This is a genomic window from Photorhabdus luminescens subsp. luminescens (assembly GCF_001083805.1).
GTDB lineage: Bacteria > Pseudomonadota > Gammaproteobacteria > Enterobacterales > Enterobacteriaceae > Photorhabdus > Photorhabdus luminescens.
The window spans coordinates 161,583-176,684 of sequence record NZ_JXSK01000007.1; the positions used below are offsets into that span (position 1 = coordinate 161,583).

The 15,102-nt window shown below is 43.3% G+C and carries 10 protein-coding genes; 1 reads left to right on the top strand and 9 read right to left on the bottom strand.

Going from position 1 to position 15,102, the window contains the following annotated elements; all coding sequences use genetic code 11:
• Positions 1-36: 36 nt before the first annotated feature.
• The 7 genes from TI10_RS16475 to TI10_RS16505 form a co-directional block, all read right to left on the bottom strand.
• Positions 37-504 (bottom strand): DUF6392 family protein, encoded by a 468-nt coding sequence (locus TI10_RS16475; RefSeq protein WP_049584482.1) that lies wholly within the window; start codon positions 502-504, stop codon positions 37-39.
• 108 nt (positions 505-612) lie between these two features.
• Entirely contained in the window at positions 613-1,080 is a 468-nt protein-coding gene (locus TI10_RS16480; protein ID WP_049584483.1) for a DUF6392 family protein, read from the bottom strand.
• Complete coding sequence (locus TI10_RS16485; RefSeq protein ID WP_049584484.1) at positions 1,080-2,753, bottom strand: S-type pyocin domain-containing protein; 1,674 nt, start codon at positions 2,751-2,753, stop codon at positions 1,080-1,082. Before TI10_RS16485 ends, TI10_RS16480 begins: the two co-directional genes overlap by 1 nt.
• Before the next feature lie 338 nt (positions 2,754-3,091).
• Positions 3,092-4,015 carry a GNAT family N-acetyltransferase gene (locus TI10_RS16490; RefSeq protein WP_049584485.1) on the bottom strand — a complete coding sequence of 308 codons (924 nt, stop codon included), beginning with the start codon at positions 4,013-4,015 and terminating at the stop codon, positions 3,092-3,094.
• Positions 4,012-5,283 carry a phenylacetate--CoA ligase family protein gene (locus TI10_RS16495; protein WP_049584486.1) on the bottom strand — a complete coding sequence of 424 codons (1,272 nt, stop codon included), beginning with the start codon at positions 5,281-5,283 and terminating at the stop codon, positions 4,012-4,014. The genes TI10_RS16490 and TI10_RS16495 overlap by 4 nt, the downstream gene beginning before the upstream one ends.
• Positions 5,284-5,312: 29 nt before the next feature.
• A complete protein-coding gene (locus TI10_RS16500; RefSeq protein WP_049584487.1) occupies positions 5,313-7,718 on the bottom strand; it encodes an acyl-CoA reductase in 2,406 nt (801 codons plus the stop codon).
• A gap of 1 nt (position 7,719) precedes the next feature.
• Entirely contained in the window at positions 7,720-8,850 is a 1,131-nt protein-coding gene (locus TI10_RS16505) for a LuxE/PaaK family acyltransferase (protein ID WP_049584488.1), read from the bottom strand.
• 2,168 nt (positions 8,851-11,018) lie between these two features.
• Here TI10_RS16505 and TI10_RS16510 point away from each other — a divergent pair.
• Positions 11,019-13,898: an RHS repeat-associated core domain-containing protein gene (locus TI10_RS16510; RefSeq protein WP_049584489.1), complete on the top strand. Its 2,880-nt coding sequence runs from the start codon at positions 11,019-11,021 to the stop codon at positions 13,896-13,898.
• Positions 13,899-14,080: 182 nt separating this feature from the next.
• Here TI10_RS16510 and TI10_RS16515 read toward each other — a convergent pair whose 3' ends face one another.
• Both TI10_RS16515 and TI10_RS16520 read right to left on the bottom strand, forming a co-directional pair.
• Complete coding sequence (locus tag TI10_RS16515) at positions 14,081-14,377, bottom strand: type II toxin-antitoxin system TacA family antitoxin (protein WP_049584490.1); 297 nt, start codon at positions 14,375-14,377, stop codon at positions 14,081-14,083.
• Between the two features lie 249 nt (positions 14,378-14,626).
• A complete protein-coding gene (locus TI10_RS16520; protein ID WP_139180530.1) occupies positions 14,627-15,013 on the bottom strand; it encodes a cytochrome P450 in 387 nt (128 codons plus the stop codon).
• Between the last annotated feature and the right edge of the window lie 89 nt (positions 15,014-15,102).

A 15,102-nucleotide genomic window follows, 5' to 3' on the forward strand; every position in this document is an offset into this window, starting at 1 on the left:
ATTTTCTGTCCTAAACTATTTATGATTACAAAAATATCAATCATTATTTACCGGCCGTTCAAATAACAGTGCATCTACACTAAGATCAGATTGATAAAGGAAGCGAATTTCTATATTTGGGTATTGATCATTTAACTTACGAGTATAGGCATCAAATCCGCCTATTAAGCCAATTACCGGAATTCGCTCCGGGTCACTACTGGAATCGGGTTCTCCCATAAATGCTCTGACAGTAACTTTATCCATTTGATGAAGAAATGGAGCAGGCATACCACCACGATATGTACCAGTATTATCGACAGTGTTGATTAATGTGAATTGAACAGAAATCAACACCTTTGATATCGCATCGAAAACTAAAGTAAGACCCGTCTCTGGTTCAACACTAAATCTGGAAGAGCCTTCGAAAGCAAACTCAAACTTTCCCGCTGAAATAAGTTTATTTTCAACTAATATATCTGCGGTCTTCCCCAAACTATTAATAATTGCAATAATATCCGTCATTATTTATATGACCTTTATTCTTAGTTAAACCAATTCATCTGAGACTTAACTTTCCAAGCTGTTCGCAAATGAATTGGCTTTCAAAAATAACCACCCATATATTATTGATTACCAACGTACTTCTGATGTGGGTAAAAACGTTACCAATCTGACCCGTTCCAGCAAATCGTAATCAACTTGCATGCTAGTTGGAATACGAAAATCCAATAAGGTATATAACTCAGTCCAGCCAATTTCTCTAGTTAACCTTTTCCTTGGCGGAAGTGATTTTTCTGGCTCACCAAAATGTTCATGAATCCATTGCCTAGACATCAGCAGTATCAAAGGGGAAGGCAATTCATTAGGAAATATAAAATTAGGTCGTTTGTGATCAATTAAAGTCAAAGTTATCTCAGTAAGTATTTTATTTTCTCGCAAAAATGATAAGAAAATCCCTTCTTTAACCATATCAAGAGATATATCAGAATCTCCGGGAAAACCTGTCGGTTTTGTCTTATAAGGGATTAGCCCTTTATCAAAAATTTCCTGATAAGATTTACCTAAACAATTAATTAATGCTTCAATATTAACCGCCATTATTTGTATAACCTCTGTTTCTGATTAATTTTATGCATTTTCAATCTAGCTTTTTCTAACTGCTCTTCTGTTGCACCATAGCCTTTTAATGCTGGCTTTATTGCATTAAAATCCCGATCAAGCGCTGAGCGTAAGTCTTTTGAATCTTGCTCTATCTGAGATGGAGTATTTCTCCCTCCATAAGTAGCACTGAGTTTTTGATGCACTTCCGCTGGAATAATAATGGCAGCAGCATCTTTAGACATATCCATTATTTCGCGTTTGCTTGCATCTGGATATATTCTCTTTAAATGTTCCCGAACCGCAGCAGCCGAAGGCATATGATCCGCATGTGTTCCATTTCTTAGCCTGCCTGCAAAATTTCTATACAAATCCACTTCAAACAACTTCACCGGCGGTTTACTCAAATACACATACACCGGCGGCACATTCGGAATGGGAAATACCAGAATATAATCGCGGAAATCCTTCTCTTCCGGCATCGGCAACGATTCAATATCACTGCCCACTTTATCCGGGATCGGCAACACGGTTATTTGCGACGGAATAAACGGCTGTTCTTCATTCCCGGTATGCGCTGGAATCTGAAATTCCTGCTCGTTCGGCGTCCATAAAATTGTCGGCCGGGTTTCTCCCGGTTCCCAGAACTCGTAATTACCCGTGGTCCGATTCAGCGTCATCATGCGAACCGGCACTTTATCCAGACCGCCTTCCGGGCTGACGTGATATCCCTGAACCGTCATCCTGCCGCTTTTTTCATCTCTGATCCAGCGAAAACGTACTCGAGTTGACGCTTTACCATACTGTTCCGCTATCTGTCTCAGGCGATACGGATCTAAGTAATCCTCTTCCCCCTGATTCAAAGACGGTGAATAAAACAGCCCCATTAATCCAACCGTTACCGGATTCGGTGCTGCCAACCAGCGTCCAGCACTGATAGCGCCGCCACCAATGTAACGCATCACCAGTGTTTCGCCTTCCGCTACCGCGCTACGGGCAGTGGCAGCCACAGCGGTAGCAGCCGCTTCAGCATTATCTTTTCCACTACGAAACCACCGCTTATACCACGGCAATTTTTTATCCTGCGGTTTATCCGGTTCTGGCGGGTGTTTCTTATCCTGCGGCGGTGGTTCAGGTTTTTGCGCCGAAGCTGGAGCAGGAGATGACGGCACCTGATATATCGCCATTCTGCCAAAATTATCTGCCGGTTCAGGTTCAGTTCCAGCATCGGTACACCCTTTACCCCGCTGGCAGGATTTCGTAAACACCGGTATCGGCGGCGGAGGTGTCGGCGTTACAGGCGGCTTTGGCTGAATACCACCCGCTTCCTTTGTCGGCGAGGAGAAACTCTGCATCACTATATTCGCAGGAGCGATAACCCGGTCAGCAGCCTTATCCTGCTTCTCATAGCTGTCCATCTCAGAATTAATAAATCGGGCCCGACAGGGGCAAGTACTGACACTATCCAACGTGCCAGCCAGCTTACGCCCCATATCAAACACATCGGATACACCTCCGACAATGATATAAGTACCGGGATGTTTGCCACAGGTAACCTTATCCCCTTCACGGGCCGTTGCTCGCCCATTGAATGTCATGGTGTGGTCACCGGTAATAATCTGACCGCCGCAAGTTGTTTTATCACCAACGAGCAGGAAATATCCTATTGCCATCTATTCACTTCTCCATTGATTCACCGTATGAAGAGTGGCTCTAATTGAAATCACCATCATGTTATTGCCACTTATGGATTAATAAGCGATCAATGGTGCAATGAATTTTACTTAAAAATATATAGGAATATTCTGAAATTTAGAGAAATGTGGTGGATTAATGCCCGCAATTCACCATGAATTATAACGATTTTTATACAATTAATTAACAATCATGAGAATCACGAATAAATTGAATATCCGTTCAAAGTGCTGACCGAAAGACCAACACTTTGTCAATCATCTGTAAAACTCTTTAGGTTTTGATGGGCTTTACTAAACTAATAATTGCAGGAAGGCTATGCGCCCGCACAAGCAAACATGCTTTGCTGGTGCAAACGACGAGCAAACTGACAATTTAAGGTCAACTCTTTCCTGCTATGTCCCCGAACCAATAAAGCTTCCCAATGGTGATGATGACCTGGCACAAACCCTGTACAGACAAATCCTGCCTGCTGCAAAATTTCCATTGCCTGAAGAGTCCCTTCTCCTACCGGCAGTTTCACATAGACCAGTTTGTGTGCCGGTAACTCCGCCACCTCTTTTACCCGCTCGGTTGTCTGCTTTTCTATCCACACTTCCAACCGACAGCCATGATTGGTTATACGGATATCCGTATCAGCCAACTCCTCCGGTTGCAAAGGCTCTTGACCAAATACTTGAGTCACCGATGTCAACCATCTTTGCCAACCGGAAGGCCAATGTAACTCTGGAAACGGCCAGCTTTGTAAAGGTAAACAACCCAGTACGATGCTTTCCGGTCGTGCCTGATCAAACGGTGATGTTACATAATCCGGCAGCAACCCCGTCGTGTGAAACCCCAGATTTTGGGCCAGACGCTGACTGTGGTTATGCGACGACACCTGTTTAATCGTGAGTATACTTAACCCTATTTTCTTGGCCTGATCACACAAATATCGCCCCAGCGCGGTAGCAATACCCTGCCCACGCGCCTGCGGATGTACTGCGATCAATGCCAGTTCAGCGCTTAATGGACAGCGTTCATCCCGCCACAGCGCCGCATGCCCCAACACTTGTCCATCCTGTACCGCAACGGCGGAATACCACCGTTTTGCCGCGTTATAGCGGCCAAGCATGGTGGGTAAATAGACTTCCGGGTAGACATAATCTTCGCCGTAAACAACCCGAAATAACGCACTTACTCCAGTAGAATCTTCTTCCCGAAATAATCGAATTAATGGTATTTCTGGATTCATGCTCATGCGGCCTTCTCTTCAGCACCATAACCACGATGATCAACTATCCGCATCAATTTACCGGAGCGTGGATGAGTGACCATATTTTCCAAAGCGCAGTAAGTGACCTCTACATGCAGTAATCCCTGATCACATAACTTTGCCATAGCGGGTTGCGCCGCCAACAATGTCTGATGTACTGATGTTGTAGATGGCGCCAGTGATGCATCGCCAGCTAACAAGAGTTCTATCTTATCTATGCCGCCCTGACGGCTCAGCAATAACTGCCAAGCCAGTATGCCCTCTTGCTGTTGCAGTAAACGCGCAATATGGTCAGGAAAAATGGACAGTGAGCACACCCGAACTCGGTGAGCGCTGCCCGCTCGCCCCTGCAAAGCGAATTTGCGGCGCGGCTGGTCTGGCGCTTCACACCAACAGGCCATGTCACCAGTAGGATAGCGGATAACCGGCATCAGACGCCGTTGCAAATTGGTCACAACCAATAGGCCATTTTGCCCGAGCGCCGTAATCGGCTGACCACTGGCTTCGTCAATAATTTCAACAATGGTATCCGCATCAAAAACTCGATGTTCGCCGTAACAACAATCAGGAGACGCCGCCCCAATGAGACCCGCATCAACGCTGGCGCAACCAACTGAACCAATACGCGCATTAGGGAATACGTGACTCAACAGTGTCAATTGCTCTGGAAACAGGCTTTCACCGCCGTACAACAGACGATCAATGCCGGGCATAGACTGGCCGCACTGCTGCAAGGTACTGGCAAAACGTAATAGTTGCACCGTCACCCCGGCCAAAACATTAATCCCCAAACTAACAATCGCATCGGCCAGCGCCCGATCATCAACTGACCAGGTAAACGGATATTCCACCACCGGCACCGGCGAATAGGACAAGGCGCCGTGAATAAATAATAAACTGGTATACAAATCACCAGCCACAAACAGATTAGCAACACGGTCGCCAGGCTGTAATTGCTGTGCAAGCCCTTGACCAAATGCGCGTACAAAAGCACGCCATTCGCTACAACTGAACACCGACATCCGACCATCACTGGTAGAGCCGCCGGTTTTAAACACATGGCCACCGTTGACAGGGCCGGTTAACACCGGCCAGTTTTCCAGCGACTGCGATTGCTGCCAATAGTCGGCAGGATTGATCAATGGCAGATCAGCTAGCGTCCAACCAGATCGAGGCAGATCACGATAAAGATCTTTAAAAAAAGGAGCATGATTACGGGCGTACTCAACCAAATCGCGTAATGATAGTGTCATGATTTACCCAAAAAGTAGTATTATCGGTCTCAGAATCGGCTATCCAGCACCAGCGGCGTTTTGCCGCTTTGCGGATGACGATGGAACTGTCCAGCAGGTGTAGGGATAACTTCCAATTGCAGTAATCCACCGCTGACAACCTGGTTCATCATCTTATGTTGCAGCAGATGCGCACGTACCTGATCAACATCTCCGTCGGCTAATATATGGATATAATCACAACCACCAGAGTTGTTCCCTACCAGCCACTGCACCGGAAACGGCAGCCCGGCTGATAATTCTGTTGGGTTCAAAAAAATAGAACCTACCCGTAATAACACACCATGACGACCTCCCAGTTTAAACCGCGGCGCTGGTAATCCGCAGGCACAAGGGCCAGAAAGCCAATAACCTAAGTCACCTACATCGTAACGCTGGACCACCTGCCCTTCCCGAGCCAGAGGGGTAAACACCAATCGACCGCTTTCCCCTGTCGGAACAGGCTGATCACTATCAAGAGCCAAGATTTCCAACCATTGAATATCAGATAACAGATGAAATTCATCCTCAAGGCAACAGGCACAAGCATGACCTAACGGACCGGCATCCACGGAACCGTAAACCGCTGAGCGAATTATCTGTACGCCAAAACTAGCCAGAAACTGACGTCGCTCTTCATTAATATGTTCACCACCGGTAAAAATTTTGCGTACCCCGCCATAGGCGCGCAACGCAGCCTCTTCACATTCAAACAATCGCTGTATAGTGCTTGGCATTCCCGCCAGCGTATTGATTTCCTGAGTGACAATAAAGTGCCTGATTTGGCTAAAATCATCATCTATTGGACCACCCATCGGATAATGCGGCACGGATAATTTATCCAGCACAGTGAAGAAACTCATCAAGCCGCCATATAAGTTACTGCCATAAAACAAATTCATTACCCGGTCTTGGGATGGGTCCAAGCCAGCAGCAAATAAGCCATCCGCCGCAGACTGCATTTGACTGTGATAATCTCGATGGCTGAAACCCGCCAGCTTTGGCTCGCCGCTACTGCCGCCGCTACGGAAAAATACCTGTGCTTTCGCCGTAATACCGCCGCTTTGAAACTTTGCTTTATCCATCACTGGAATCCCTGCCAGCTCTGGCGGATTGGCCGACAATTTATCCAACGTGACATGGCCTGGCAGTTGTTCAGCTTTCAAACTGACGGAGACACGTCGCGCCAGCCGAGTCAATGCATAAACGCCATCGTGTGGCTCCCCCTCATAGCCACCATGCATCTCTCCTGCCTGACATACCCGGCTAACACCAGCGGCCAACAACTGACGACTCAACATCGGCAGCTCTTTTTCTTTAGCTATCAAAGCACAACTTTGCAAATGGGTGCGCCACGGCAACAAAATCTCAACCAATTGCGCACGTGGCGCCGGACGGACTTGCAAAGTACGGAACAGAGGCGATGGAGCAAGCTCTTGACACTGCGTCCAAGCTACTCGCCAACCATTGCCTCTTTCTACTGAGCCGCGAAGATCAGCAAAAGTGTGATCCAACTGTAAGAATGCCATCTGACTGCTGATTTCCGCCGCTTCCTGTATGTCCGGCTGTAAGGCTGGCCATACCGGCGCACGTCGTTCCAGTGCGGCGGCCACAGCACTAACTACCTGCCGTAGGACGTTCTCGTCAGTGCTATCGACCAATAAACACTGTGGGCTGGAACACGCTTGTTGGTCAAAACGGCAAACATCATCAGCCAGCGCATCGTAATCAGCATCACTGGCAACCATCGGGTCCAAATAAGCAAAACTGATACGATGTCCCCAATCTATCCAGCGGCAACCGGGCCGTAATTGGCTACGGATAGCGGTCAGAGCGCTATGACTGCCCCAAGCGGATACGGCATCAGCACACGCCAGTAATTCTGATAATTGATCAGACGGCAAAGGCAACACTGATATATAAGGCGCCAACGTGCCGCTCAGGTCATGACGCAGGAACTCAGCCAATATCTGCGCATTAAGGCCGTTATCACTGCTACTAGGACGTAACCAGTTGACATTACCCACTAACAAGCTTTCTAACACCGCCATAAATGGCAACAAAGGCGCGTTGGCAGGCGTAATATGCACCACCAATCCCAACGGCTGCCAAGTTTCAAAACGGGGCTGTGTATAGTCAAAGCGACGCAGAGAAAAAGGTCGTTCTCCCAGTTCGTGCCGCAACTTTGCCTCCAAAGAATCGCGATGACAGAAACGGCGTAACTCGGTAATTGCGGCTGTATCCAGCTTAAGCTTAGCAGCAACCGTATCGAGACCATCAACAAAGCGCTCAGCACACGCCAATATCTGTTGTACACTTGGTGGACAAACCAGCGTCTCAGCCAAATTACCTTTCAGCTCCGCCAATACGGTAGCAGGCTCCAAGTCAGAGATAACCTTACCATTCACTAAATACATTTCAGGACTCCTTTATCAACTCAGAAGCGGCGATCGCACAACTGCGGCTTTTACTGGTACCGGCACGACCTAGTAACTCAAACCAATCGGTAGCTAACTCACAACCACATTCAGCGGCCGGATGCAGCACCGCCAAATCGCTCACCACAATACTGTGTGCCGGGCTGGAAGTGATATAGGGTGATATCAGATGCAGAAAACCTGACTTACCATAGGGTTGAACCGCCATGTTGGCCGTATCGCGGATATAGGCTCTGGCATAGACCGGCACATGAAAATGGTGATTTCGGCACTCAACATAAGGCACAGGATGTTCAACCGATCCGTAACCATCCCGGCACCGCTCGTCAGGAATACCCAGTTGTTCCCCCAAACACTGATACAGCAAGGATTTTGGAATGGCTTTATCGGCATGGGTTTTCCAGCCTCCGCCTAAAAATACCAGTGACTCAGGATGCAACTGCACCGGCGGCAACCCCATTTCCTGCATCCGTTCCAGTGTGAACCATAAGAACGCCGGAAAGCCCAAGATACGCACCGGCAGCCCTTGGGCAGCAAATTCCTGCAAGGATCGAATGACGCCAAAAGGATCAAATTCATTGCTTTTTCCATTGTGGCGCAATGCATAATAGGCTTGGTTTATCGGCGCATATTTACACAGATACTGATCGGTATACGCGGTTCCCAAAGTAATCGCGCCGGCAGGCTCATAGTTCAACAGCAAGTAATTACAAGGCTGTTGCGGCGTATTCCAACCGTAATACTCGAAAATTCGTTCAACCATATTTTGAGCTGCACGCATACTACGAGCATCGTAACGCATACGGCTCTTTTGGCCGGTTGTCCCGGAAGAGGTCAATTCCAATGCATTCCTGCCGGTAGTACTGAGCAACAACTGGCGTTTGAAATAATTAGCGAAAATAGGCGGCAAACGCGACCAATCGTCCAGTTTCTCCAGTCTTTCCACTTCCAGACCGTTAGCCTTCAACCACAGAGAATAACCGGGAGTATTTTCGCAGTGATACAGCGTCAACTCACGCATGGCAGCATCAAATAGTTGGTCGCAAACAGCATCGACCCGATAAGGATGATCAAGCGCGCAAAGGGCGTCAACATAAGCAAGAGAGGTCAAAAGTCATCTCCAGAAATTAAAGAAAAGGGCATTTACTCCCTTAAAATAATAGGTACGTTGTTTCAACCTCCGGCAAATAAATTATCGCCGGAGAAAAAATGACGACATGTTGAATACAACTCTTTAACCAAATAAAAATAGGTCACGGTTTTGTGAAAACTAACATTTAATTTTGTTAATTCCTTGTAAATAAGATAATAAAAATATAACAATTATGATTTAATAAGACTAATGCAATAACCAACTGATATCTAATAACCTTATCAATGAGTTTAGTTATCATTATTTCTACATCAATAATTCAAATAATAATTCGGAATTATTCACCAGATATGAATTTATAATCAACATTTAACATTTTAAAAACAAATAGGATACTGAGATACCTACGATATTTATGTAATTAATAGCTAGCATGATAATCAATAACGTTACTTTTTTAATTTCCATCAATTCTTTAAGCAGGAAAAATCGCTAAACCCGAAATAAAACCATTGGATACAAGGAAATAAGATTATCCTTTTCAGCAAGAAAACTATTTCGGGTAAAACATTATATGGTCTATTTCTATTCAATGATGAGCAATTTTTAAATTATTCATAACATAATAAAAGACACAGATTAATGATCTACATTTATACCCGTTATCTTTCAAATTGCCTCTTTGTTTGCTGCACTCTTTCACCCCGGGGATTATCTCCCTTGCCGTCACAATTCATCTTGAAATCCATAGGGTATATATTATCGATATTTACAATACCTAAAAATAAGCAATTCCTGATATTGCTAATACTAATCAAGTTTTTTATCAACATAAAAAACCCATTAAGAATTTAAAATAAAAAACATATTTCTATACACACGATAGAAATTTGCTTTTATATAATTACTTTACTCACTTTACTAATGATTCATGTTAATATTCCTTTATCAACCATTACAGCTCCCGGTAAGAATAAAATACTTCAATAACAACCAAAATAAGAATTGCCAATAAGCAATATTATATATAATGATATTTCAATAAAAAACCAAAAGTTTTTATTTTTACAAAATAAGAAATATATGAAATATAAAACTTAAATTTATCTATTTCTCCCATCTATAATGCTGCAAATATAACATTTATATTTATAATTACCATCCTTATCATTTTATTTAACAATTTAACCAAGAATTACAATCTAATATTATTTATATTGTTAAAATAACAATGGTAAATTAACTAATATCTGACTCATAATTCACTCCATTACTTTACTTTATATTAATTCATGTAATAATTACACTATTTACCAAATTCATTATTTTATATAAATTCCATACAAATTAAAATCTGACTAATTTATTTTAAATGATTTTTATTTAATGATTTCAATAAACAACCAGATAATAATCATGAAAACTCATATTGCACACAATAATATATTAATAAAAAATTACACTGTAAAAAAACATCAAAATAATATAAAAATCACACTCCAGATATTACATTTTTAATTTGTGCAATTTAATTGAAAATTAAAATCGCATATTAATTTAAAAAAACAATTAAATAATTGTAATAAAATAACTTCCCGTTGAAAAAATACGTAACAAGTACAATGACTTACTCCACCATAACACACAAGATGAAGTCTAATTCAATGATCTTCATTGAAATGTCTACCTGATACGAGAATCTGATACATCCGCTCAGCCTGGCGTCATTAATTGACATCAGACTCACTAATCCGAATTTCATATATGGACGAACATCAGAAATTATCTAGCCAATAAAATAACTCACGCTTATAACAGATAACGGTACTTCCAGTTAACACTCCACCAGTACATAACTGTATGTTAAATAAGAATAGGCTACTTCTCCTTTATTGAAAAATTCACCTATTAACATAAAAAACAGCCATAAACGATAGCAAAAGCTGCTGACGCTGTTTTCTACGATACTTGTACTCGTCTGCCTATACTTGCTACTGTTATTTAGTTACAGCAGCATACTTCTGAATGAGATTATTCTTGCCTATCTCCTGAAATCTCGCATACCGCGGTATCTCAATAGAAAAATTATCATCATTAATGTGGAGAAGCTGAACTTGGCATTCATTCGCTACTATGCAGACAAAAAATTATTCAACACCACAAAGAGGTAAATAAAGAGGTAAATTATGAACAACTTTGACCCCAAAACTTATCAACATACTCCCACTATCACTGTTCACGATAACCGTGGGCTGGCTGTCCGTGAAATCCGTTATTGCCGTACTACCGCAGAAGAAAATAGTGAAATCCGTATCACCCGTCATCAATATGATGCTCTCGGATACCTACATAAAAGTATTGATCCGCGTCTGTATGACGCCGGGCAGAAAGATAACACGGTGAAACCCAATTTTCTCTGGCAGTATGATTTAATGGGCAACGTCCTACGTACAGAGAGTGTCGATGCGGGTAATACTGTCACTCTTCATGATATTGAAAACCGTCCGGTCCTGACTGTGACTGCAACAGGCGTCAAGCAGACCCGGCAATATGAAGACAACTCCCTGCCCGGTCGTCTGTTATCCATAACTGAACAAGAGCCAAATCTAGAATCCCGTATCACCGAACGTCTTATCTGGGCTGGAAACACACTAGCAGAAAAAGACCAAAATCTTGCTGGTCAGTGTGTGCATCACTACGATACAGCAGGCGTGACCCAACTAAATCGCCTTTCCCTGACCGGAGCAGCTTTATCACAATCCCGTCAGCTACTGGCTGATGCTCAAGAAGCGGACTGGTTCGGGAATGATAAAAAGACTTGGAATAAGAGATTAAGTAGCGATGTATACACCACCGAAAACAAAACGGATGCCACTGGCTCGCTATTGACGCAAACCGATGCCAAAGGCAACATCCAGCGTCTGGCATATGATGTAGCCGGTCAGTTAAAAGGTAGTTGGCTGACCGTGAAAGATCAAAGTGAGCAGGCGATCATCAAATCCCTAACCTACTCTGCCGCAGGACAAAAACTACGTGAAGAGCACGGTAACGGTATCATCACCGAATACACTTATGAGCCGGAAACTCAGCGACTGATAGGCATCACTACCCGCCGCCCATCAGATACTAAAACTCAAATGCTGCAAGACCTGCGTTATGAATACGATCCGGTTGGCAACGTCATCAGTCTCCGTAACGATACAGAAGCAACCCGCTTCTGGCGCAATCAGAAAATGGCGCCGGAGAATATCTATACCTACGACTCCCTGTATCAGCTTACCAGCGCAACAGGGCGCGAAATGGCGAATATAGGCCAGCAGAATCACCGGCTCCCTTCACCAGCATTACCTTCCGATAACAACACTTACACCAATTACACCCGTGCTTATACCTATGACCGTGGCGGCAACCTGACCCAAATTCGGCACAGTTCATCCGCGAGCAAAAACAACTACACCACAGACATAACCGTCTCGAACCGCAGCAATCATGCGGTCCTGAGTACCTTGACCACTGATCCAACCAAAGTGGATGCGTTGTTTCAGGCAGGCGGTCATCAGAAGACATTACTACCGGGACAAAACCTAAACTGGAATGCTCGCGGTGAACTACAACGGGTGACGCCGGTAAAACGAAATAACTACACCGACAATGGCAACGACATAGAGTGGTATCGCTATGGCAACGACGGGATGCGATTGTTAAAAGTCAGTGAACAGCAAACGCAGGATATCTTCCGGCAACAACGAGTCGTTTACCTATCGGGATTGGAACTGCGTACAACAAAAAATGGCGCTACCACAACGGAAGAGTTACAGATCATTACAGTAGGTGAAGCCGGTCGAGCGCAAGTGCGGGTTCTGCACTGGGAAAGCGGCAAACCAGAAAATATCAACAATAATCAGGTACGTTACAGTTACGACAATCTTATTGGTTCCAGCCAACTTGAGCTAGATAGCGACGGACAAATCATCAGTCAAGAAGAGTACTATCCATTTGGCGGTACAGCGCTATGGGCTGCCAGAAACCAGACAGAAGCCAGTTACAAAACGATCCGGTATTCTGGTAAAGAACGGGATGCCAGCGGATTGTATTATTACGGCTATCGGTATTATCAGCCGTGGGTAGGGAGATGGCTAAGTGCGGACCCAGCCGGTACTATCGATGGATTAAATCTCTATTGTATGGTGATGAATAACCCAATTACGCTTGCGGATAATATGGGGCTATCAAGTTTAGATTGGCTTGATCTCGCCATTCCGCAAAACAGACCTGATATCTCGCCATTTTTGTATAAACAAAATCCAAGAGTTGAACGGAGATACCAATATTTCACCAGAAGCACCGGCGAAATATTACAAGAAACAGAGAGAAACGAAGCAAAACTCAAACCGATGAAACCAAAAGATAAAGAAAAAGCATCCAGAAATATGGTGTATACAAATGCAAAACTAAAAGGATATGCTGCCCACGCCGGTATTATGGGTCATGGCATCAGCACAGAACACGACACCTATAAAGATAAATTTTTAAACCTGAGCGGCAGCTTAAGTGCAAAAAACACCTTCCCTGGAGTGCAACTTATCAGCGAAAAAGCGAAGCCCGGTTTCGAACAGTACCATCCCGATAAACTGCAAACATCTAAACGTTGGAGGCCGAATATGGATCTTGGCAGCTATCGTGTTACTAATGAAAAAGAATTTATCGCGGGTATACAAAAAGCGTATAAAGAATCAGGAACTGAACTACATCCACTAATTGAACAGAGGATCAGAGCACACATTAAGGAAAACAAGAACATCTTACCGAAAATGGCAGGTATTGCGGGCCTGCATGCTGAAGTTCAATCTTTAAATTATATGGTCACTGAACTTGCTAAAAAGGGAGAAAATATATCAAGTCGTTTGAGTCAGACTTACATATTCACGCAACGACTCGTTGGCGCAAAAAATGAAGACTTCCCGGCTTGTCATAATTGTTCTGGGATATTATCCGGTATAGAAAATGTCATGACAGGAAGGGTAGAAAATTACCGAAGAATGACACGCAGAAATTCTGTGGCGTAATAACTTATACTAGAACTCAAACCTGATCTGTCATCTATCAAGAATGGATGTCAGATCAAGTTTCGACTCAAACAGAAATATGTTACATCGCATCTACTCTGTTTATCATGCTGTCCCGATACTGCTTTCAAGTAATTATTCGGCCCGCACTACAGTCAAAATTATTCCTATCGTGTTTACTTTTATTTAAACGTTTTATCTTCATCTGTTATTATTTCCTTATATCTACGAGCAGCACGAAGGAAACGTTCATTTACCTTGACTGGTCTTTCCAATGCATGAACAAACGCCAATGCATCTTCTTGGCACAATCGAATACGCATATTTTGTTCAATAAGTTTTTTTGCCTCTGCTACAGCAGCATTTGCAATAAAGTTATTCAAACTTGCATCCCTTGATAATAATAATGCTTTTTCGAGTAACTCTTTGGTCTCTGAACTCACCCTTATGATGATTCTTTCATTTGCTAATGTGGCCATCAGCCTTACTCCTACCATATTACGGTTATTAGTTCGCTATAGATATCCACTATTCACTTACATTGATTTATGCAGAGCTCACAGAACATACTATTTGATGAATTTAACATCAATTTTAACAAAAGCCAATATACTTGCCAAAATGACGTCACATTGTGTGACAGAACAAGCTGTATCAGATAGAACAAAAATCATCAAGATTTGGGCAAATAAATCCGAATATGCAAAGCTATTAAACTTCATATCCATTCAAAATGAGACTTTTAATTTCTTCGATACACTCAATGTAAACTTTGAACAACCTATTGCTGACGAATCAACAATGACTTCATGAATTTCAACATCATCAAGTTGATAACAAGAAAGTATTTTAGTTATTAACTGGCAGGTAAAATGTATCGCGATGTTCATGCCAATACACTTTTTCGCGCCTGCGCCAAATGACAGTGGGCAGCTTTCACGATCAAGCTGAAACTGATAAGGATGATCAAAAACCGTAGCATCGAAATTGGCTAATCCGGTATAAAGTAGGGCTCGATCTCCTTTATTGAAACAGGTATTTTTATATATCAATCTCTCTTTAAATACTCTATCTACGGAAAGAATTAGACTAAATAAAAGAAAAAATATCTTCACTCTTACATAGAATCATCTGCTATTTTTATACACAGGAATAGCATAATTCTGAATTGCATTCAGACTACACAATTAAAATCATAACCGTT

What these genes read in the sequence shown, in the direction of transcription:
- TI10_RS16475 (WP_049584482.1), bottom strand. Translation starts at nt 504, where the DNA reads ATGACGGATATTATTGCAATTATTAATAGTTTGGGGAAGACCGCAGAT.
- TI10_RS16480 (WP_049584483.1), bottom strand. Translation starts at nt 1,080, where the DNA reads ATGGCGGTTAATATTGAAGCATTAATTAATTGTTTAGGTAAATCTTAT.
- TI10_RS16485 (WP_049584484.1), bottom strand. Translation starts at nt 2,753, where the DNA reads ATGGCAATAGGATATTTCCTGCTCGTTGGTGATAAAACAACTTGCGGC.
- TI10_RS16490 (WP_049584485.1), bottom strand. Translation starts at nt 4,015, where the DNA reads ATGAGCATGAATCCAGAAATACCATTAATTCGATTATTTCGGGAAGAA.
- TI10_RS16495 (WP_049584486.1), bottom strand. Translation starts at nt 5,283, where the DNA reads ATGACACTATCATTACGCGATTTGGTTGAGTACGCCCGTAATCATGCT.
- TI10_RS16500 (WP_049584487.1), bottom strand. Translation starts at nt 7,718, where the DNA reads ATGTATTTAGTGAATGGTAAGGTTATCTCTGACTTGGAGCCTGCTACC.
- TI10_RS16510 (WP_049584489.1), top strand. Translation starts at nt 11,019, where the DNA reads ATGAACAACTTTGACCCCAAAACTTATCAACATACTCCCACTATCACT.
- TI10_RS16515 (WP_049584490.1), bottom strand. Translation starts at nt 14,377, where the DNA reads ATGGCCACATTAGCAAATGAAAGAATCATCATAAGGGTGAGTTCAGAG.